At 62.9% G+C, this 19,493-nt stretch carries 18 protein-coding genes; 9 read left to right on the top strand and 9 right to left on the bottom strand.

The window, feature by feature from the left end; translation table 11 throughout:
* Positions 1-38: 38 nt before the first annotated feature.
* From C8J25_RS05030 to C8J25_RS05045, 4 genes are all read right to left on the bottom strand, one after another.
* Positions 39-1,133, bottom strand: a complete 1,095-nt coding sequence (locus C8J25_RS05030; protein WP_107952810.1) for a putative urea ABC transporter substrate-binding protein — start codon at positions 1,131-1,133, stop codon at positions 39-41.
* A gap of 161 nt (positions 1,134-1,294) precedes the next feature.
* Positions 1,295-2,239 (bottom strand): LysR family transcriptional regulator, encoded by a 945-nt coding sequence (locus C8J25_RS05035; protein WP_208622517.1) that lies wholly within the window; start codon positions 2,237-2,239, stop codon positions 1,295-1,297.
* A gap of 103 nt (positions 2,240-2,342) precedes the next feature.
* Positions 2,343-3,023 (bottom strand): hypothetical protein, encoded by a 681-nt coding sequence (locus C8J25_RS05040; protein ID WP_244186781.1) that lies wholly within the window; start codon positions 3,021-3,023, stop codon positions 2,343-2,345.
* Positions 3,020-4,024: a sterol desaturase family protein gene (locus tag C8J25_RS05045; protein WP_107952815.1), complete on the bottom strand. Its 1,005-nt coding sequence runs from the start codon at positions 4,022-4,024 to the stop codon at positions 3,020-3,022. Before C8J25_RS05045 ends, C8J25_RS05040 begins: the two co-directional genes overlap by 4 nt.
* Before the next feature lie 1,238 nt (positions 4,025-5,262).
* Between C8J25_RS05045 and C8J25_RS05050 the strand changes: the two genes are divergently transcribed.
* The 3 genes from C8J25_RS05050 (at position 5,263) to C8J25_RS05060 (ending at position 9,362) form a co-directional block, all read left to right on the top strand.
* Positions 5,263-6,111: a MipA/OmpV family protein gene (locus C8J25_RS05050; protein ID WP_107952817.1), complete on the top strand. Its 849-nt coding sequence runs from the start codon at positions 5,263-5,265 to the stop codon at positions 6,109-6,111.
* 186 nt (positions 6,112-6,297) lie between these two features.
* Positions 6,298-8,166, top strand: coding sequence for an efflux transporter outer membrane subunit (locus C8J25_RS05055; RefSeq protein WP_167397660.1), 1,869 nt, complete (start codon positions 6,298-6,300; stop codon positions 8,164-8,166).
* Positions 8,167-8,210: 44 nt separating this feature from the next.
* A complete protein-coding gene (locus C8J25_RS05060) occupies positions 8,211-9,362 on the top strand; it encodes an LLM class flavin-dependent oxidoreductase (RefSeq protein WP_107952821.1) in 1,152 nt (383 codons plus the stop codon).
* Here the strand turns inward: C8J25_RS05060 and C8J25_RS05065 are convergent.
* Both C8J25_RS05065 and C8J25_RS05070 read right to left on the bottom strand, forming a co-directional pair.
* Positions 9,251-9,895 (bottom strand): cupin domain-containing protein, encoded by a 645-nt coding sequence (locus C8J25_RS05065; RefSeq protein ID WP_107952823.1) that lies wholly within the window; start codon positions 9,893-9,895, stop codon positions 9,251-9,253. The genes C8J25_RS05060 and C8J25_RS05065 overlap by 112 nt on opposite strands.
* A 62-nt stretch (positions 9,896-9,957) precedes the next feature.
* The gene (locus C8J25_RS05070; protein ID WP_167397661.1) at positions 9,958-10,410 is read right to left on the bottom strand and encodes a DoxX family protein; all 453 of its coding nucleotides are present in this window, start codon (positions 10,408-10,410) and stop codon (positions 9,958-9,960) included.
* A 297-nt stretch (positions 10,411-10,707) separates the two neighbouring features.
* On the opposite strand from C8J25_RS05070, the gene C8J25_RS05075 reads away from it, so the two are divergent.
* Positions 10,708-12,237, top strand: a complete 1,530-nt coding sequence (locus tag C8J25_RS05075) for a bifunctional AfsR/SARP family transcriptional regulator/alpha/beta hydrolase (protein WP_107952825.1) — start codon at positions 10,708-10,710, stop codon at positions 12,235-12,237.
* Here the strand turns inward: C8J25_RS05075 and C8J25_RS20645 are convergent.
* Together C8J25_RS20645 and C8J25_RS20260 are read right to left on the bottom strand one after the other, a co-directional pair.
* On the bottom strand, positions 12,234-12,533 hold the full coding sequence (locus C8J25_RS20645) for a hypothetical protein (RefSeq protein ID WP_167397662.1): 300 nt from the start codon (positions 12,531-12,533) through the stop codon (positions 12,234-12,236). The genes C8J25_RS05075 and C8J25_RS20645 overlap by 4 nt on opposite strands.
* A 79-nt stretch (positions 12,534-12,612) precedes the next feature.
* Positions 12,613-12,876 (bottom strand): hypothetical protein, encoded by a 264-nt coding sequence (locus tag C8J25_RS20260; protein ID WP_146173298.1) that lies wholly within the window; start codon positions 12,874-12,876, stop codon positions 12,613-12,615.
* Positions 12,877-13,025: 149 nt separating this feature from the next.
* Between C8J25_RS20260 and C8J25_RS05080 the strand changes: the two genes are divergently transcribed.
* The gene (locus tag C8J25_RS05080; RefSeq protein WP_107952827.1) at positions 13,026-13,247 is read left to right on the top strand and encodes a hypothetical protein; all 222 of its coding nucleotides are present in this window, start codon (positions 13,026-13,028) and stop codon (positions 13,245-13,247) included.
* A gap of 217 nt (positions 13,248-13,464) precedes the next feature.
* Complete coding sequence (locus C8J25_RS05085; RefSeq protein WP_107952830.1) at positions 13,465-14,481, top strand: LLM class flavin-dependent oxidoreductase; 1,017 nt, start codon at positions 13,465-13,467, stop codon at positions 14,479-14,481.
* 1,174 nt (positions 14,482-15,655) lie between these two features.
* On the opposite strand, the gene C8J25_RS05095 is transcribed toward C8J25_RS05085, so the two are convergent.
* Entirely contained in the window at positions 15,656-16,927 is a 1,272-nt protein-coding gene (locus tag C8J25_RS05095) for a hypothetical protein (protein ID WP_107952834.1), read from the bottom strand.
* A gap of 169 nt (positions 16,928-17,096) precedes the next feature.
* Between C8J25_RS05095 and C8J25_RS21270 the strand changes: the two genes are divergently transcribed.
* The 3 genes from C8J25_RS21270 to C8J25_RS05110 all read left to right on the top strand — a co-directional run bounded on the left by C8J25_RS21270 (position 17,097) and on the right by C8J25_RS05110 (position 19,250).
* Positions 17,097-17,228, top strand: a complete 132-nt coding sequence (locus C8J25_RS21270; protein WP_279628724.1) for a hypothetical protein — start codon at positions 17,097-17,099, stop codon at positions 17,226-17,228.
* Positions 17,229-17,453: 225 nt separating this feature from the next.
* Positions 17,454-18,857: a retropepsin-like aspartic protease family protein gene (locus tag C8J25_RS05105; protein WP_146173299.1), complete on the top strand. Its 1,404-nt coding sequence runs from the start codon at positions 17,454-17,456 to the stop codon at positions 18,855-18,857.
* Between the two features lie 63 nt (positions 18,858-18,920).
* Complete coding sequence (locus tag C8J25_RS05110; protein WP_107952841.1) at positions 18,921-19,250, top strand: DMT family transporter; 330 nt, start codon at positions 18,921-18,923, stop codon at positions 19,248-19,250.
* Positions 19,251-19,493 lie beyond the last annotated feature (243 nt).

A 19,493-nucleotide genomic window follows, 5' to 3' on the forward strand; every position in this document is an offset into this window, starting at 1 on the left:
CTGTCCCGACGTCACTCTTCTGTTCAGTCGACGCGAGGCTACAGCTTGCCGTCCGCCGCCAGCTTCATGTAGCTCGGGTCGAACCGCAGCTTCACGTTCTTGGTATCGCCGAGCGTCTTGCCGCCGGCGAAGGTGATGCCGATCGTGTCGACGGACTTCGCGCTCGGCCCGAACAGGCCGTGGGCGAAGCTGAACTGACGGACCCTGTCGGTCACCGTGATCAGGTCCGGGTTCTCCGCATAGGCGACCGCGTCCTGCGGCTTCGCGTACAGGTGCGTCGTCTTGAGCTGTTCGTCGAAACTCGCCTCGGTCGTGCCGGCAGCCTTCGCCATGGTCGCGCGCGCGGCACGGCCCGCGGCGTCGTTGCGGGTCATGATCGCCATCGTCTCGTACCAGATGCCGGCGAGCGCCTTGCCGAGGTTCGGGTTGGCCTTGAGCGTCGCGGTGCTGACGTTGAGCGTGTCGAGGATCTCGTTGGGGATCTTCGAGCTGTCGAACACCTGCGTGGCGCCTGGCGTCGCGCGGATCGTCGACAGCTGCGGGTTCCAGGTCACGACCGCGTTCACGGTCGGGGAGGCGAATGCCCCGACGATGTCGGCGTCGCCGGTATTCACCGTCTTCACGTCGGCGAGCTTCATGCCGCTCAGTTCCAGCCCGCGCGCGAGCAGGAAATGCGAGACCGACAGTTCGACCAGCTTGACCGAGCGACCCTTGATGTCGGCCATCGTCCGGCCGTTCTTGAGCACCACGCCGTCATTGCCGTCGGAATAATCGCCGATCAGCAGCACGGTGGTATCCTTGCCCCCCGCGGCCGGAATGGTCAGCGCATCCATCGTCGTGCAGACCACGCCGTCGAGCTTGCCGGCGGCGTATTGGTTGACCGATTCGACATAGTCGTTGACCTGCACCATCCGGATCTCGATGCCGTATTTGTCGGCCCATTTCTTCACGATGCCGGACTGTTGCGCGTAGGCCCAGGGCATCCACCCAGTGTAGATCGACCAGCCGATCGTGAAGTCCTTTTTCACGACGCCTGCGCCAGTCGCGGATCCCGACGGCTTGCTGCCGCAACCGCCTAGCGCGAGCAGTACAGCGACGGCTGCGACGCCATTCAGCCACGGTCGAGACACCATCAAGCACACCCCTTAGCCATCCGATGATGCCAGCGCGCCGTTGTCCTTCGGTATGACCGGGAACAAGCACGGCGTATGCCGGCATCACCTCTTTGGCGACGTTGGCCTGCCGGAGATCATCGATGAAGAGGCAAAATAATGATGAAAGGCATAGACGAAATCTATCCCCTGCGTTGCGCCCTATGCCTTCGGGTGACTTCGTCCAAAAACAACTGTGTGGCAGTATCGCGTGATGGCTCGGCCCGCGCGAGTAGGAAGATGTCGTAGGCGGGCTCCGCATCGGCGTACAGCAGCGGCCATAAGCGTCCCTTCGCGACCGCGTCCGCAGCGGCGAGCACTGGCAGGAATCCGATGCCGACGCCAAGGCTGATCAGTCGGGCCGCCTCGTTGATGTCCTCCGCATGACCGTTCGCCTTCGTGCCAAGACGGTAGCGACGGCGAAGGCGGGTGATGGTGTCGAGTTCGTCCTCGCCGGTCAGGACGAAGCCCTCGTCCTTCAGTTCGCCCAGCCGCTCGACGCGGTGCCCGAACAGGGGGTGGCTGCGCGCGCAGTAGAGTTGCTGGCGTTCGACGAACAGCGGTTCGTAGACCAGGCTGCTCCGCGCGTTGCTGTCGTAACCGACGCCGATCTCTGCCTCGCCATGCTCCAGCGCGTCGAGCACCGCGCGCCAGGGCGAGACGCGAATCTCGATATGGATGTTGGGATTGCGGCGGTGGAAGCTGGCGATCGCTTCGTCGAACTCGGTGGAGGTGACCGCGGAAATCAGCTGGATGCGGACGATGCCCTCGACCCGCTTGGTTGCCTGCGCGACCTGATGCGGCACCATCCTTGCCGCCTCGAGCATCTCTTCGCAGATGCCGAGCAGGGCGGTGCCGGCGGCCGTCATCTCGACCCCGGACGAGGAGCGGTTCAGCAGCTGTTCGCCGACCTGTTCTTCCAGCCGTTTCAGCGCGGCGCTGATGCTCGGCTGCTGCTTGTTCAGTTTTCGGGCGGCCGCGCCGATACCGCCGGCGCGAACGATCTCGACGAAGGTCCGCAGCAGGTTCCAGTCGACCCGACTGGCGAACGTCTTGTCAGGCAGGAACGGGCTATCGACCAAACACATGGCTCCAGGATCTTGGAGCGCATCTTTAGCCGCGCGACGTTCATACGCAACGTGCGCCCGGAATTCATGAGGGAGCATGGGGAACCGGGTCGATCGTCGCTAGCTATGCGCCCAGCAGGCGTCGTCGGAACAGCGCCTTGATCCGCCGATCTTCCAGAACCCGCCCGACGGCATAGAGTGCTGCGAACATGCCCGCAAAAACATAGGCAGGCGTCGGCGACGGCTTCTTGTCGTCCTCGTCCTTCTTGCTCTTCTTCTTGGGTGGGTCGGGCTCGGGAGCGCCCAGAGCCTTGTCGATCGGGTTCAGCACCACGGGCGGTTTCTTGACCTCGGGTTTCTTGCCCTTGGCCTCGGTCCTCGCCTGCTCGAACTTGCCGAGGACGATCGTCGCCTGCGCGAACGCAAGAAACAGCAGCGGCGCGAGGAAGCAGAACAGCAACGCACGACTGGCCAGCCGGTATCGCAACACCAGCCCGGCGGCACCCGGTTCGATCCGCAGGACGCCGCCGTCGAATACCGCCATCTTGTCCTGTGCAGGCTGCCCTTGCTTGCGAAACGTCAGCGAGTTGCCTGCCCGGTCGCGCGTTGTACCGGTCTGCTGGAACAGCGGGTCGAGCCGGTCGAAGGCGTCGTCAGCAGAGTCTCCCGGCACGAGCGCGAGACTCCCCTCGACGTGCCAGATCCCGTCGATGAAGCGCCGATAGACGGAGTATCCCAGCGATGCGCGTGGGGACGTTGAGTCGAGCGCCGTGGCTCGGTCTGCGGTGGTTGCGGCTGCGGTCATTCTGCGGGGACCATCGGGGCCGGCGCCATCGCGCCCATCGACCGCCGACCGAACCGTTCCTTGGCCGACTTCCACCCTTCCGTGAACGTGTAGGTCATCGTCTCGCGGACCGACATCGGGCGACCGCCTTCCATCCCGAGCAGTTCTGCCTCGCCGTCGACGCACGTCCCGAACACGCGGTCGATGATCACCCATGTGTTGGAATAATTGCTGCGGCTCGCCTCATAGTCCTGCGAGTGATGCACGCTGTGATGCTCGGTGGTGTTGAACAGGAAGCGCCACCAGCGCGGCGAATTGAAGCGGACATTGATGTGCTGGTAGGTGCCGACCGCCAGGCCGAAGGCCCCTGCGAGTAAGGCGGCGCGCGGCACGAAATCGAAGAACCCGCCGATGCCGAGCCCGATCAGGAACAGCTCGACCGGATTGCCGACCGCGCCCTTGTTGACGTTGAGCTGCGTGATGTAGTGATGCGGCGCGTGCGCGAGCCACAGCGGATGCCAGTTGTGCATCCCGCGGTGCATCCAATACTGCCCGAAATCGAAGACGATCGAGATCATCAGCGCCTGCACCAGCAGCGGCAGGCCGGTGAACCAGGCGAACTTTTCCCAGTCGAACGAATGCTGGATCGCTTCGATCATCGCACCGTCGCCGATATAGCTGTCGATCATGCGGACGACGGTGAAGCCGATCCCGACATAGAAGAGATCGGTGGTCAGTTCCTTCCAGGTCAGCCGCCAGCTTTCATGGCGCGGAGCCAGCCATTCGAGGCCGAGCAGAAGGACCTTGAAGCCGATGCCGATACCGATCGCGGTCGAAGCCTTGGCGATCGAATTGGGCGCGTAGAACCAGAAGGCTATCAGCGCGAACAGCATCGTGGGCTGGAACCAGGTGAAGAAGATTTGCTTCACCGGGCCGCCTTCGACCTTGGGGATATTTTCCCAGCCCACGATGACGGGTGCCTGTGCCCCGATCACTCTCTTGCCGACGCGAACTCCGCTCATACTATCCCCGCGATGCTCAGTTTCTACGTGGGAGATGCCTGAAAACGGGGGACGGCGTCATACGTCATCGAACGTATGTCGCCTCCATTTTGTGGAGGCGAAAAGGGAGCGAGGGTTGCTCCCGGATCGCCCACTGATGAATAGCGGAAAGCGGGTTGTTGATTTAGGCCCGGGGCTATTCCGTCGTTCATATGGCTAGTTCGGGGCCTGAACGTATGCCGTTTGGTGGAAAACGGACCGGCCGCTTTGGGGCGGCCGCCGGCCGGATCCGACTTTCCGTTCATGCGGGGGGGAGGGCAGGGTGTCTGGACGATTATCGGCGGTGGAAAGCCCAACGGCGACTTATGACGTCGTAGGGGCGTTGCCGGTCGTCCGTTCATAGAATTGATCTCGTCTTTAGGGACTTTCAATAAGCTCTCATTCTTCATTCACCGCTGGCGATGGCAAGGGCGAGGTCCATACGATCGGCGCCTCATTGGCTTTTCGTGAGAAAACGGCCGCCGATCTACGAGATTTCACCGACCGCTGTGTTTAGATGTTTGTATCGGCCTTGAAGCAGCGCGGCACCTTGGCGCCGGACGAGGTCGAGCGAGGTTGCATCGACTAGTCGGTGGCGGTGAAGCATTCAGCGATGCAACAGTGGGCGGTAACGGCGGCGAAGCATGCTGTGACTGGCTTCGCCCGCTTATTTGCTACGCGATGTGGGCCACCTCCTGAAGCAGAGGTTTCCGTGGATGCGGTTCATCGGCAGCGGCGGCTCGCGCGGATCTTCGCCGTAGCTCCTTGGCTAGCGAAGGGCGCCCCGTGCAAAGCAAGGATAAGTTCGAGGATAACCTATACGCCACCGACGCGTTTTGCCGTGAAACGCTTTTCCAGTCTCATAGCGTTCTAACGACAGAGCCGTCTTCTAAAATTCCTTAATGCGGGTTTGCAATCCGTTCGGCGTCTCATGGGGGAATGGAGACATCGACATGCCACCTTGCTTCACGCAGCTTGATCTTTGCAGTTTGATCTTGACGCACAGCAATTCAATATCTCGCAACTACTGAGCTGCGCGGCGATAAGCAGTGCTGCGACGCATCCGTCATGTTGGATCGTCGGACAGCGGCAGGTCGCTCTTTGATGCGGGCTATGCCCATCCGATCCAGACGAAGAAAATATCTGGTCGACAGCTTTTCCGTATCTAGCCGCCCACGCCGGAAACCGCACAAAACCGCAATTTTTGAGGAAAAAATGACATGCGTCGGAAACTTGGCTTTTTTAATCGCGCTGTTGTTTCAGCAAGCGTCCTTTTCTGGGCCAATTGCGCGGTAGCGCAGAGGTTAACGAGTATCGAGGCGCCTCCCACAGCTTCTGAGCCAGTGTCGATCTCTTCTGGAGAAGTCGGTGAACACGACGGTGGCCGTGAAGGAGATCACGTCACGATCGGCGTCGGCGGTCTGTATCAGCCCGCCTATATGGGCTCGAGAAAATATCAGTTTCAGCCGATCCCGGCGATCGACATCAAGCACGGGAAGTTCTTCGTCAATTTCCAGAACGGAATTGGCGTAGCGCCGGTGGACAACGATTTTTTCACGGCCGGTGTCGGTGTCGTCTTCTTATTTGATAACTATGAACGGAAGGATGTTCCTAACCGGTTCAACAAGATCGATATGGGAGCGGGCGCCCGTGGCTTCGTCAGCGTTCGACAGTTTGGCCTAGAGGCCACGGCCGGCCTTACCAAGATCCTCGTCGGCAGCACGAAAGGCGTAATCGCCGATTTCAGCCTATCGCGCCCGATCATGGTAAGCGAGCGGCTGTTCCTCACGCCCTCGATCGGGACGCGATGGGCGAACGCGAAACACAATGACCGCTTCTACGGCGTGAATGCGGGTCAGGCGCAGGAATCGGGTCTTCGGCAGTTTCGCGCAGGATCGGGTTTGCTCGATGCGAAGGCGGAGCTCGGGCTTCAGTATCAGCTGACGAACCATATCGGTTTCGGTGCGACGGGCGGTGTCACGACGCTGCTCGGCAAAGTGAAGGATAGCCCGATCGTCAGGAAGAAGACCGCCCCCTTCGGCCTGGGTTTCCTGACCTACACCTTCTGAGCTGCCACAACCGATGGAATTGTCATCGTCCGGGCGGGAGCATTCGTTGGGTCGCAAAGGGCGCCGGGGGCGAAACCGACTTCCTGCGCCCGGATACCAGCAGTCGATCCCAATGCGTCAGTGGCAGCGATGACCTGTGCTGATGGTGGACACCATATTCCTATGTCGACTCTCCTTCGCGCTGGCATGGTTTTGCCTGCCATTTTGCTTGGCGCATGCGCGCTGCAACCCGATTATCGTCGGCCAGGGCTGGACGCGCCAGGATCCTGGACCAATGGCCCTAGTGGATCGCCTCCATTGTCGGCGACGGTTGTCGTCAACCCGGAAAACTGGTGGTCGCAGCTGGGCGATCCCGTCATCGATCAGCTCGTTTCGGCGGGTCTGAACTATAATCCGACATTGGCCGAGGCGGCGGCGCGGGTCGATCAGGCGCGTGCCTTCGTCGCGGTGCGCAACGCTGGAAAAGTGCCGGCCGCCGGTATCGAGGGCAGCGCCACGCGAACGCGCGATCGCTTCGATTCCTCGGGCAGCCCCAGCCAGCAGACGTCGGCTGCCCTTGGCCCCCGACTCTTCTGGGAACTCGATCTGTGGAGGCGGGTGCGGGAAGGGGCAAATGCCGCGCGTCATCGCGTCGGCGCACGAACGGCGGACGCGAGAAGTGCGCGGCTGTCGATCATAGGCGACATCGCCGACACTGTGATCGCGCTGCGTGCCTGCATCCTGACACGGGAGTCGCGCGACCGCGATATCGCCTCGCGGGAAACCGAGTTGACGATCGGTCGCGTCCGGCTCGCGCTGGGTAGTATCGCGCCGGTGGCACTGGCGACGGCCCAGAGCAACCTCGCTTCGGCCCGCACCGATCGGATTGCACAGGAAGAAAACTGTCTGCGGCTGATCGATGCCCTGGTGGCACTGAGCGGTGTGGAAGCAACGAAGGTCCGCGATCTTGTCGCCCTGCACCCGCACGGCACCGCCACGCGCGATACTGGCGAGGTGACGAACGAGCCGTGGCTGCCTGTGCCACCGTCCTCCGGCCTCGCGCTTCCCGCGACCGTCTTACTGGAAAATCCCGGCGTGATGGCGGCCGAAAACGAGGCAGCCGCCCGCTGGTCGGAGGTCGCCGTCGCGCGCGCCGAGCGGCTGCCGCGGGTCGATCTGGCGGCGGTGCTGACCGGGCAGTGGATACGCGCTCTCGGCTCGGATACTTCCTTTATGACCAACTCCCTCGGAGCCACGCTTTCCGGGCCGCTCTTCGACGGTGGCGCAGGAGCGGGCAACGTCCGCAGGGCGCAAGCTGCCTACCGCGAGGCGGTTGCGCAACTCTCCCTGACCGTTCGCATCACCATCCGCGACATCGAGGATGCCCTGGCCGCCCGGCAGTCGGCAGCGCTGCGCATCGTGACCACCCAGGAAAATCTGGATGCCGCACGCTTTGCGCTCGACGCCAACGCTGCGCGCTGGCGCGCCGGCGCGATCTCACAGTTCGAGCTCGAGGACAGCCGACGACAATTCAACCGCGCGCAGCAAGGCGTGATCGCTGCAGCGGCGGATCATCGCCTTTCACGGATCGGCGAGCGGGCCGGTACGCCGGCGGACGCGCTCCACTATCTCGAGAGCTTCCTGCTGGGTGCGGTGGATACGTCGCTCGCGGCGCAAAGCGCGGTCGTCGCGCTGGAGTCGATCGGGCTAGGCACCTGCTATATCGGTGGGATCCGCAACAAGCCCGCCGAGGTGGCGGCCGAGCTCGGCCTGCCGCCGCAGTCCTTTGCGCTGTTCGGGCTTACGATTGGCGTTCCCGATCCCGCCGCCCCGGCGTCGGTAAAGCCGCGCCTCCCGCAGGACGCCGTGCTGTTCCGCGAAACCTACGGCCAGGCGGCCGCGCCGAGTGCGCTTGCGGCCTATGATCGTCGCCTGCGCGATTTCCAGCGCGAGCAGGCCATGACCGAGCGCGACTGGACGGATCAGGCCTCGCAGCGCGTGCGGGGCGCGGAGTCTCTCGCCGGACGCGATGTGCTGCGGGACGTCCTGCACGGCCTCGGCTTCCGGTTGAAATAGCGCAGTCCGACCCGGTTCTTGCGAAACAGCGATACGGAGTTCTCATGTCAAATTCGTCCGAATTCCTCTGGTACATCCCCAATCAGGTCGAGGGCGGCCATCGTGGGGACATCAGTCAAGTCGGCTCCTCGAGCCTCGACACGCTGACGAGCCATGCGGAGGCGCTGGAGCAGCATGGCTGGGGCGGCGCGCTGATCGGCGCCGGTTGGGGCCGGCCCGACACGTTCACGGTGGCGGCCGCCCTGGTGGCGCGCACGAAGACGTTTGAGCCGCTTATTGCGATCCGGCCCGGTTACTGGCGACCGGCCAATTTCGCCTCCGCCGCCGCTACGTTGGACGAGCTGTCGGGAGGACGGGTGCGCGTCAACATCGTCTCGGGCCAAGACAATCTGGCGGCCTACGGCGACAACGAGGGCGATCAGGCGCATCGCTACAGCCGGACGAAGGAGTTCATGCGCCTAGTACGGCGGCTCTGGACCGAAGAAAACGTGACGTTCGAGGGCGAGCATTTCCAGGTAGCGGGATCGACCCTCGAACCACGGATCACGCCGCGGGGTGACCGGCTGCATCCGCGCCTCTATTTCGGTGGTGCCTCAGAAGCGGCCGAACGCGTGGCGGCGACCGAGGCCGACGTACAGCTCTTCTGGGGCGAACCGCTCGATGGCGTGGGTGACCGGATCGCACGATTGAAGCGCCTAAGCCGTGACCTCGACCGCGATCTGCCGCCTCTCCAATTCGGGCTGCGCATCACCACGCTCGTCCGCGACACGACCGAACAGGCCTGGGCCGATGCCGAGGCCAAGGTCGAAGAGATGGTGAAGCAGCAGGGTCAGTTGAACCAGCATCGGCAAGCGCCAGCGGTCGGTCAGCAACGCCTGCTCAATCTCCACGCGCGCGGCGATGTGCTGGACGGCAACCTGTATACCGCGCCGGGCCGTTACGGCGGCGGCGGTGCGGGAACGACGTGGCTGGTTGGATCGGCCGCCGACGTCGCAAGCTCGCTGCGGAAATATCGCGATCTGGGCATCACACACTTCGTCCTGTCCGATACGCCGTATCTCTCCGAAATTCGGCGACAGGGCGATCAACTGCTTGGCCATAATCCCGCGACGGCACCGAACACCGCCAGCGACTGGTTGCGCGCCGGCTGCGCTACGGCGTCGGCGGCGACGCCGGGGTTACCGAAGCCGGGGTAGCGCGGCAGGGCGATGGCGGCTTCGTCGGGCGACAGGATCTGCATCCCGTGCGCGGCGGCCACTGCGACGGCATGTGCCGGATCCTCCATCTGGTAGGTGACCGGGTCTGCCGGCAGCGCCATGCTGGTGGCGGGGCTGCTCATCTGCATGAAATAGGCATCGAGCGCGACGGACTGCTTGCCGACCGACTGGACGATCGCCAGCGCGCGGAATTGCGCCGAGCGGATATAGAAGGCGTGCGGCTGACCGCATGGAATGAACGCCATCTCGCCGGGGTGGAGCAGCATGACCGCATCGCCGCAATACATCTCCATGATGCCGTCCAGCACGTAGACGATCTCGTTTTCCCAGAGATGGATGTGCGGCGGTGGCTCGTTACCAGGCGTGCCCTGATATTCCACCAACGCCAGGCCGCCGCCCGTCTCGGTGCCGGTGGTCAGGAAGCTAATCAGGCTGCCCATGTAGGATCGCGTCGTGTCGAGCGTCGCGGCGCGGGCGAACGGGGCGGGGGGCGTGTGCATCGAAATGGTCATGTCGGGTCCTTCGCCGGCACCCGAAGTGCTGGCGTAATTGAATGGCTGGAAGGGAGGGAGAGTCAGGCGCGGAGGGGGAGAAGCGTGCGCAACCTGGGCTCGCGCAGGTAAAGCCCGCCCCACGTCATGATGCCGAGTACCAGCGAGATGATCTGTGGCGGCGAACCGATCTCGCCGAGCCGCAGGTGCAGGCAGATCGCGCCCCCGAGAAATCCGGTCAGCAGGATCGCACCGAGCAGGGCGGTCCTCGCATTGGCGTAGAGGATGACGCAGGTCATCGTGATGGTCCCGAGCACCGGCGACAACGCGAACGGAAAGCCGGTCGCCTCGACGTCGGCGCGCAGCATCGGCAGCGATACGAGCTGCGCGACCGCATCGGCGAACAGCAGCACGACGACGATCCCGGTCAGGACACGACCGGTCCACGTCGCGGTGGAAAGCGCCGGGCGCTCCCGCGCGGGAAACTGGTTGTCCGACCGTGCTGCGACGCCGCCAAGATCGAGCCAGAACGTCACAGCGACACCGATTGCGAACAGGCGGAACTTGCAGGAGATCGTCGCCGGGCATTCGAATTCGGGTATGGATAGTCGGTAGTCATGAGCGCGCGATCCAATTCACTGCGGCGCGACTCCATGCCGCGCTATCTGATCGTGCACTCGCCCTCCGGCGTGGAGACCGGCGATTGAGCCTGCGTGGACATTGACGAGGGGAGCGTGGTAAATGGTTTTTCACGTCGAGAGGCCGTATCGATCGATCATTTACCTAGTCTGGTCGTCAACATATTGGGTTCTCTGGCGATAACGTCCGAATCTATGGCGATTGACCTGCCCGCGTCGCGCAAGACGCGGGCGCTGTTCGCGTATCTACTGCTGGCGGACCGTCCGCAGCGTCGTGAACACTTATGCGACCTGCTGTGGGACGAGGGCCCCGACGATCCGCGTGGCGCGCTGCGTTGGTCGCTGAGCAAACTGCGACCGGTCGTCGATCACGGCCGCCGTCGCCTGATCGCCGATCGGGAGGCGGTCGCGATCGACCGCGAGGGAATTGTCGTCGACCTCCAGCGTGCTCATCAGGCGCTCGATGCGGAGCCGCCGGTGGCGAGCGATCTGCTGGCCGCTCTGGTGGCGCTCCGCGATCCGCTGCTGGCGGGTCTCGACATGCCGCGGCATGAGCGGTTCGCGATCTGGCTCGCCGCAGAGCGCGCCGCGGCCGAGCGCTTGCGTCGATCGCTGCTCCACCGCTTCGTCGTGTCGATCGCGCTGTCGCCCGAGGATCGGCTGCCTTGGGCACGCGAGTGGCTCGACGCCGATCCATTCAATGCCGATGCGGCGCTGCAGCTGCAGGAGACGCTGCAACAGCTCGGGCGGCAAGACGATGCGAAGGTCGCCAAGCGCAGCTTTGCCGACGCGGTTAGCGAAGCCGGCCTATCACCGCCCCCGGCGGAATCGCGCGAACCGTCGATCTCCGCGCTTCCATCGCACGACATGCTACAGCGGCAGAAGATCCAGTTCTGCAAGGCGCGGGACGGTGTTCGGCTGGCCTATGCCTGCGTCGGTGACGGGCCGCCGCTGGTCAAGGCGGCGAACTGGCTCAACCATCTCGAACTGGATTGGGATGCGCCGATCTGGGCGCCGCTGTTCCAGGAACTCGCGCGCGACCACATGTTCGTGCGCTACGACGAGCGCGGCAACGGCATGTCGGAAGCGCGCGTGACGGACATCAATTTCGAGGCGTTCGTCTGCGATCTGGAAGCGGTGGTCGATGCCGCCGGGATCGATCGTTTCCCGTTATTGGGACTGTCGCAAGGTTGCGCGGTCGCGATCGCCTACGCCGTGCGCCACCCCGAACGAGTCAGCCACCTGATCCTGTGGGGCGGGTATGCCGCGGGCTGGCGGATCGATGCCACGCCCGACGTGGTCGAGGAACGCGAGGCGATCATCACGCTCGTCCGGCAAGGCTGGGGGCGTACCGATGCCGCGTACCGTCAGGTCGTGACGGCGACCTTCATGCCGAGCGCGACCGCTGAGGAACTCGACTGGTTCAATATTTTCCAGCGCCAGACCGTCAACGCCGAGAATGCCGCGCGCTATCTTGAAGTGTTCGCCGATATCGACGTGCGTGCGATCCTGAAGGATGTGCAGGCGCCGACGCTGGTCATGCACGCGCGCGGCGATCGGCGTATTCCGCTGGCGACCGGTGGCGAGCTGGCCGCCGAGATACCGGGCGCAGAGTTCGTCACGCTCGACAGCGACAACCACCTGCTGCTCGGGCGAGAACCCGCGTCGCTGGCGTTCGTGGCGCATGTCCGGCAGTTTTTGTCGGCACCGGTGCCGCTCGGCTAGGCCAGTGCGCTCGGGCGGATGTGCGGGCTGCTCAAGGTCGTGTGGGCGAGGCGATCGTAAACGGGACCGACGACCGCCAGCAGGCACAACGTCGAACTGAAGGCGGTCGCGGCGGTGACGATCATCGTCTGGGCAACGCTCAATTTCGAGGGGAGGGGCATATTGTATCTTTCCAGATCATGGCAGGAGCGCTGGCACGCAATCCTAACGGGTTTGATGCCGGACACGCCCGGCACCCCCATCACTGAAACGACGCCGTAGGTACGCACGTTGATTGCCGCGTGGAAACGAAGCATCCGTGCGTGGTATTAGGGTGTGGGAGACAGACGCGCCGAACTGAATCAACACCGTCTGCCAATACGCCAGCCGAGATACTCACGAAATCGTCGCGTATCTGTCGCTTGCGCGCTTTGAACGGCTTGCTTGCCTGAGCTTTTTTCGACGAACGTTCGGGTGTCCGGGAACAGCGGAAAAACATTCGCGGGCTCCCCAAACATCTGCGGCGAGCGCTCCTAGAGCTTGCACAGGCGAAGTCCCGGGTGCCTCCGATCTGATGGCCTCGAAGGCGAGATCGTGCCCTTCCTGTTCGGGGTCGAAGAACATGCCTTCCTTGCGGGGGAAATGGTTCAATACCGTCATGCCTTCGACGCCGGCGCGGCTTGCCGAGACACAGCGGTCGCGCTGTCTGGCTCGCGCAATGTTCCGTCTGCCGCGTATCGGGTGGCCGGCCATGTCGGTGAAGCCCGCGAGGCCTACATCGGGCCCAAGTCCAATGGAGGTGCCTCAGCATGTCGCGATCGACCAGCCCCTTGTTCGTGGATGCCGTGATCGATTGCATGGGCGAGGGGAGGGCGCCCACGCATGAAGAGATGATGATCGTCGCGCAGCACATCTGGTCCGATGGCGCGGCATCCCGCTCCGCGTTCGCGTGGAACAGCTTGTTGATGTCCTCGCCCGATCGTCTCTGTTCGATGCGGGCGGCCGGTCTGGCCTTGCACGGCTCGCGGTAACCTGCCGATGGCGGCGCGCGCGTATCTGCCGTGATGGACCCCGCGTACGGCAAATGAGCGGGGATGGTCTTGCGGCATGGTCGCTCGTCGCCGCCAAACCAGAATAGCTTCGTTTCTCGCCGTTGCCGCGACGCGGCGTCATCGACATCCTATCTAGACGATACGAAGCCAGCTCGCCGCTACCAGCCTTGACGGCGATGAACATCAGGATTGCGCCATGAAGAAGATCGGGTTTCTTTCGTTCGGTCATTGGTCATCATCGGCCCAATCCGCAACGCGGTCCGCCTCGGACGTGTTGCTGCAGTCGATCGACCTAGCCGTCGCTGCCGAGGAATTGGGCGCCGACGGCGCGTACTTCCGCGTGCATCATTTTGCTCAGCAACTCGCATCGCCCTTCCCGCTGCTGGCCGCGGTCGGCGCCAGGACTAGCCGGATCGAGATCGGCACCGGCGTGATCGACATGCGCTACGAGAACCCGTTCTACATGGCCGAGGATGCGGGGTCGGCCGACCTGATCAGCGGTGGCCGCTTGCAGCTGGGTATCAGCCGCGGCTCGCCCGAACAGGTGGTCGAAGGGTGGCGTCACTTCGGCTACGCACCCGCGGAGGGCGAGACCGACGCCGATATGGGCCGCCGGCATGCCGAGGTGCTGCTTGATCTGCTTAAGGGCGACGGCTTCGCGCAGCCGAGGCCAAACCCGATGTTTCCCAATCCACCAGGGTTGTTGCGTCTCGAACCGCATGCGCCAGGCTTGCGGCGACGCATCTGGTGGGGCTCATCGTCGAACGCCACCGCGGTCTGGGCCGCGCAGAACGGCATGAACTTGCAAAGCTCGACCCTGAAGGCGGACGAGAGCGGTGAACCGCTTCACGTCCAGCAAGCCAAGCAGATCCGGCTTTATCGTCAGGCCTGGAAGGACGCGGGGCATGATTGGGAGCCGCGCGTGTCGGTGTCGCGCTCGATATTCGCACTGATGAACGATCGCGACCGTGCCTATTTCGGGCGCGGCGAAAGCAGCGACCAGATCGGCGTGATCGACAACATGCGTGCCGTGTTCGGCCGGTCCTATGCAGCTGAACCTGAGCAGTTGATCGAACAGCTCCGCGCCGACGAGGGGATCGCTGAAGCCGATACGGTGTTGCTTACGGTGCCGAACCAGCTCGGCGTCGACTACAACGCGCATGTACTGGAGTCCGTCCTGACCCACGTCGCGCCAGCGCTTGGGTGGCGTTGAGGCGGCGCGGGCTACGGCTTCGCTTGGTTGCACGTTTGACAGTAAACTTCAGATGGCAATTGAAGGTTAACGATGACGATGAAAACGGACTGTGAATGAGTGTTTGAAGTTGGGAAGTGGGAAGGGCGCCCGAATGTCAAGGTATGGGTCGCCGTTACTATGCTCTCGCCGACAACAGCTTGTTTGAAAACTAGTCGCTAATTGAGATCGGTCAAATAGGATGTCTATATCCGAACTGTTTTGAATGATAGTTATCGGAACTGTAGAAGTATACGCACAACCGCGCAGATGAACGAGTGCCTGACGCTTCTTGCCGCTCATCCGCAATCACGGCTGCTCCTGGCGTCCGCTGGCTTCGCCAAACATCGCTCGCCACTGGGAAGCATAGGCAGGCGAGTAGACGGTAGACGCGTGATAGGGATTGTTGCCTGCCCGGCCGGGGGCAGAGCGCCATCGAACACGAACTGGTGATCTCGAGGGATACGGAGCGGGGCATAGGCATGCGCGAGCAGTTCGGTGGTATTTTCGCGCGCGTGGCGTTCGGCCCACCAACGCCCCGGCGGTGTTGCCGATCGTTCGAACAGCCACGGCGCGGGTTGCCGCCGGGGACCAAACTCATCCTACGGGCTTGAGAACAACACGACGCGGTTCACGGGAAACCTCTTGGCGATGAACGCCGCCATGCCGGCGCCCTGCGACAGTCCGGACACCACGATCCTCGGCCATAACGGTCTGTCGCCCGGGGTCAGATGCCCCGCCCATCCAAGTTTGGGATGCCTGCGGTCGAGGTAACGTATCACGGCGGTCAGACGCGACACGGCGCTTTCGGCGAGCGGATTCGACACCGGTCCCGTCTCACCGAACGCACGTGCGGTTCGGAACCGCGCGGAATCCTGGTCCAAGACTGGCGCTCGTTCGCCGTGAAGAACAGTCCATCCAAAACGTCCACCGCATCACGGGTTGGGCAGACGTCCGTCGCTCCCTCCAGTTCGTCCATCGTGCATGCCGCCCATCCAATCCGAAGGGGTGAGGGCGGGGACTAGCGCGTCAATCGCCCCAACACGCCGAGAGGGGGTCAGCAGTAGCCGTTGTCGACGCAACGAACGGCAAGTGGGCCGTGGCGGCCGTGTCGATTTGGATGACGAAGCTAGGGAAAGGATCGATGCTCCTGAAATCACTCGTGTACGGCCGCATGAGGCGCATCACCGACCGTCGGGTGCCATGCATACCTCAGGCCGCTGTCCTTCACATTCGGTCCAGTGTTCGCCACCATGGCGAGATGCGGACCGAAGGCGCCGGATACCGGCCTGACGATTTCACCACCCAGCACTGTCCGATCGAATAGTGCGACTTCGTGTTCGCCTCGCTCCGCACGCAACCACGCTTTCCACGTGACCAGGGTAATAGGCTCGCCTTTCAGACGCTTTTCGAACAGGGGGCGCAAGGCCGTCAGCAGTGTACGCCGGCCGTTCGAGTTCGTCCTTATCGCGTGATCCAGGTTGGCGAAATACATCATGCCCCGGCCATAAGGAACGCGCCGGACGCTCTCACGCGAGAAGGGGGCGGAATCAATACGCGATTGCGTCCAGTTCCGCGCCTCGCTGCCGTAATACTCGGCGGCCCGTCTGTTGATCTCCTCGGCGCACTCCGACCACGGGCGCAACCGCGTCTCGCATGGTAGGGTCGCAGAGATGTAGACGGTCAATCCCTCTACGAACCACGGTGCGGCGCTGTCGCCGAAATATCCTACCCAGTTGTGCGTCATCTCGTGCGCGATTGTGGTGCGAAGCCCGCTCTCGCTCTGACCGGGCAGGAAAGTCGGCGAGCCGACGGTGATCAGGCTGGCGCCATTCGCGACGGAAGCAGTGCCGGTCGCATAGGACGGTGCGTCGAGTGTCCGGATCAGCAGCAGGTATTGCGGAACACCGAGATACCCGAACGATCGCGACAGGACGCGATACGTCTGACCGGCCCACGTCATCATCGGACGTGCGTCAAAGGGGGGATGGCCGACCGTATAGGCGTTGAAGTCGTGCCCATAGGTCGACTGACCTGCCGTCAACGGTCCCGCCAGCAGCCAGCGATCGAGCAGCGCGTCTGGCGGCCCCTGTATCGTGATCGTACCGAGCCCACCGGCCATCACACCGCGCGAACCCTTCACCATTTCCGACAGATCCCACCTCAGCGCGGTTTGACGAACTCCGGGTAATTCCGGCAGCATGAGCAGACTGCCGGTGTTGCCGCCCAAGCCGTAGCCCGCCGCCTTGACACCGAACGGCGGTCCGCCCTGTCCAAACGGCGTCACCGTCATTCGGTAGCGCACCGTCACCGGGCCGGATACCGTGCGTGCTGTCGTCCAGCGACGACCAGGACTTTGGTCCGGCATGATCCAATCGGCCGTCTGCACGGCGACGGGCCCCCTTTGATCGGTGATCGTAAGATCCATGACAGCCCCCGCGACAGGAACCATACCAGCGAAGCGCAATGGCGCGACCAGCGACAGAGGGGCTGGCGATCCGCGCTGCGTTATGCGCTGCTCAACCTCCACACCGATTACTTTGCGAGTGGGATCAGTCTTGGGTCGAAATGTTACCGCCAATGAGGATGATTGTGTTGTGGCAGTGTTCGATACGGGCCTGTGGATGGGCGAAGCGGATGCTGGCCATGCCGCCGGTGCTAATACCAGGGCAAGGCTCAGCCTCGCAGCGATCGAGATCGACGAATGCATCCTTGTCATTCCTGTCTAAAAACTGGGGGAGGGCGATCTCTTGGAGGCCACTGCAGCCGTCCGCGCTGGTTGCGCAATCGTCACCAACAGACACCAGCCGACGACCCAGGTGACGTGCATCGATTGCCAGCGCTGAAGCCTAAAAATCATGGTTTAAGAACGTCGTAGTCCGTACGAGAGGTGTCGACTAAAGCATGTGCTCGCGTTATATGATATAGCATACCTTCCACTGGAGGGCTTGAAAGTGAAATTCGAGAGCTGGTCCCGCTTTACCTTCTGCTGCGAGGGGAGCGCAGTCGCGGCAATCCTGCTCGGCGGATCTATTCCCGCCCAGTCGCCGCGTCGCTCGACCGTGGAGGTTGCAGCGCTCATCGAAGACGCTGCCGCAGGTGACCCCGCACCGAGCGCGGCGGCGATGAAACAGGCAAGAGGCCCAGCGGAAACGGCACTGCTACGTGCTCGGTGGGCGGCTCTACGGCTTGACACCCGGACCGCTGAGCGTGAACTCGCCGCCTATTTCGCGTCCGGGGACACGGATCCCAGGCGTCATTCCATTGCTCTTTCCACCCGTGTCGACGTGGCCTTCGCCGCAGGCTCTTATGCGCAGGCAGTGAAAGCGATCAGCACTTGGCAATCCCTGCACGTATCGAGTCGGACCGCGGATGAGACGGCCAGCATGGCGCAGGAACTGGGAATCGCGAGTCTTCTCGCCAACCAACCTCGCCAGACAGTCATCGGCGGAATGCCGGCCAGTATCCCGACGATGCGCGACAAGGCAGGGCTCGTACGCGCGGACGTGGCGATCAATGGTCTGACGCAGAATGCCATTCTTGACACAGGTGCCAACCTGTCGGTCATGTCGGTATCCGCTGCGAAGCGACTGGGTTTGCGCATACTCGCTGGCGCGGGGAGCATCGCTAGCCCCAGTTCAGGCCAGATCGCCACACGCGTGGCGGTCGCCGATCGGCTTATCATCGCCGGTGTCGAACTGGCGCATTTCGCCTTCTTGGTCATGAACGACGCGCAGCTCAGTTTTCCTATTGCGGGGGGCTATCAGATCGACGCGATCGTGGGATTTCCGGTTTTCCGCGCGCTCGGCCGAGTGCGTTTCGACCGGGCAGGGGGATTTGCCGTGGGAAGGTCGGCGGGCCCCGCGTTGGCGGGTGATACTCTGCGCGCAAGCGGGAATGACCTGTACGTGCTCGCGAACGTCGACAAGGTCCCTGTGACGCTGCACCTCGATACGGGCGCTGCGAGCAGCGGGCTCACCAGCCTGTTCGCCAAACGCCATCCGCAGTTGATAGCAGGATTGGCGCGCGGGTCGGAAAAGATCATGGGGATAGGTGGCAATACGATCGTGGCGCAAACTGCCCTATGGAGGGATGTCAAGATGTCAGTCGGAACGGCATCGACATCATTGCCGCAGATCACCATCGCTCTCGATCTGCCAGCAGGTAGGAAGGAGAAAAGGTTGGACGCGATCGGCCAGGATGTACTCGGAGCTTTCGCGTCCTACACTCTAGACTTCGACACTATGGGCTTCGAGCTGGGGAAACCGACGGGATACGTCTCGAAAATTTCAGCTTCCCGCTCGCGACTCCGCATTCCGATAGCGGATCTACGAGCCTCACGCTGCCGGCAGTGGTAGGGCTCCCGCCAAGGCTGGTAGGAGACGCAAATTGGCCGCATTTGGTGTGCTAGCGGATCGTGCATGAACTATCTCATGCTAGCGATCGCGATCGTCTCCGAGGTTTGTGCTACGACTGCAATGAAGCAGTCCAATGGTTTCACTCGCATGCCTTGGACGTTCGTTACCGTCATCGGCTACGGTATTGCCTTCTACTTCCTGTCACTGACTCTACGTACGATCCCGACAGGCATTGCATACGCTATATGGTCAGGCGTCGGCATCGTCCTGATTTCAACGGCTGCATGGGCATTACAGGGTCAAAAGCTCGATGCCGCTGCTGTCATTGGCATGGGCCTGATCATCGCCGGCGTCATCGTCATGAACGTTTTTTCGAACGCTTCAGGCCACTGAGGCCGGCTGCGGATTTCTTCTCGTTTATCCCAGCAGGCAGTTGATCCGACCGCCACCAGCTTCTGCCCACTAGATCAACGGACGGATGAAGCGGGGAAGCGGGCGAAAGCGCTCAAATGGCCGAGTATGGGGCTCCGCGTTATCCTACGTCTATTCGGTTCGTTGCGGCAGGTCGGCAAGGGGCTTACTTCCGGAGCGAGGCCGAGGAGCGGTGACGGATCCGCTCCTTGGGGGGCTCCGGGC

Source organism: Sphingomonas faeni (genome assembly GCF_003053745.1).
GTDB lineage: Bacteria > Pseudomonadota > Alphaproteobacteria > Sphingomonadales > Sphingomonadaceae > Sphingomonas > Sphingomonas faeni.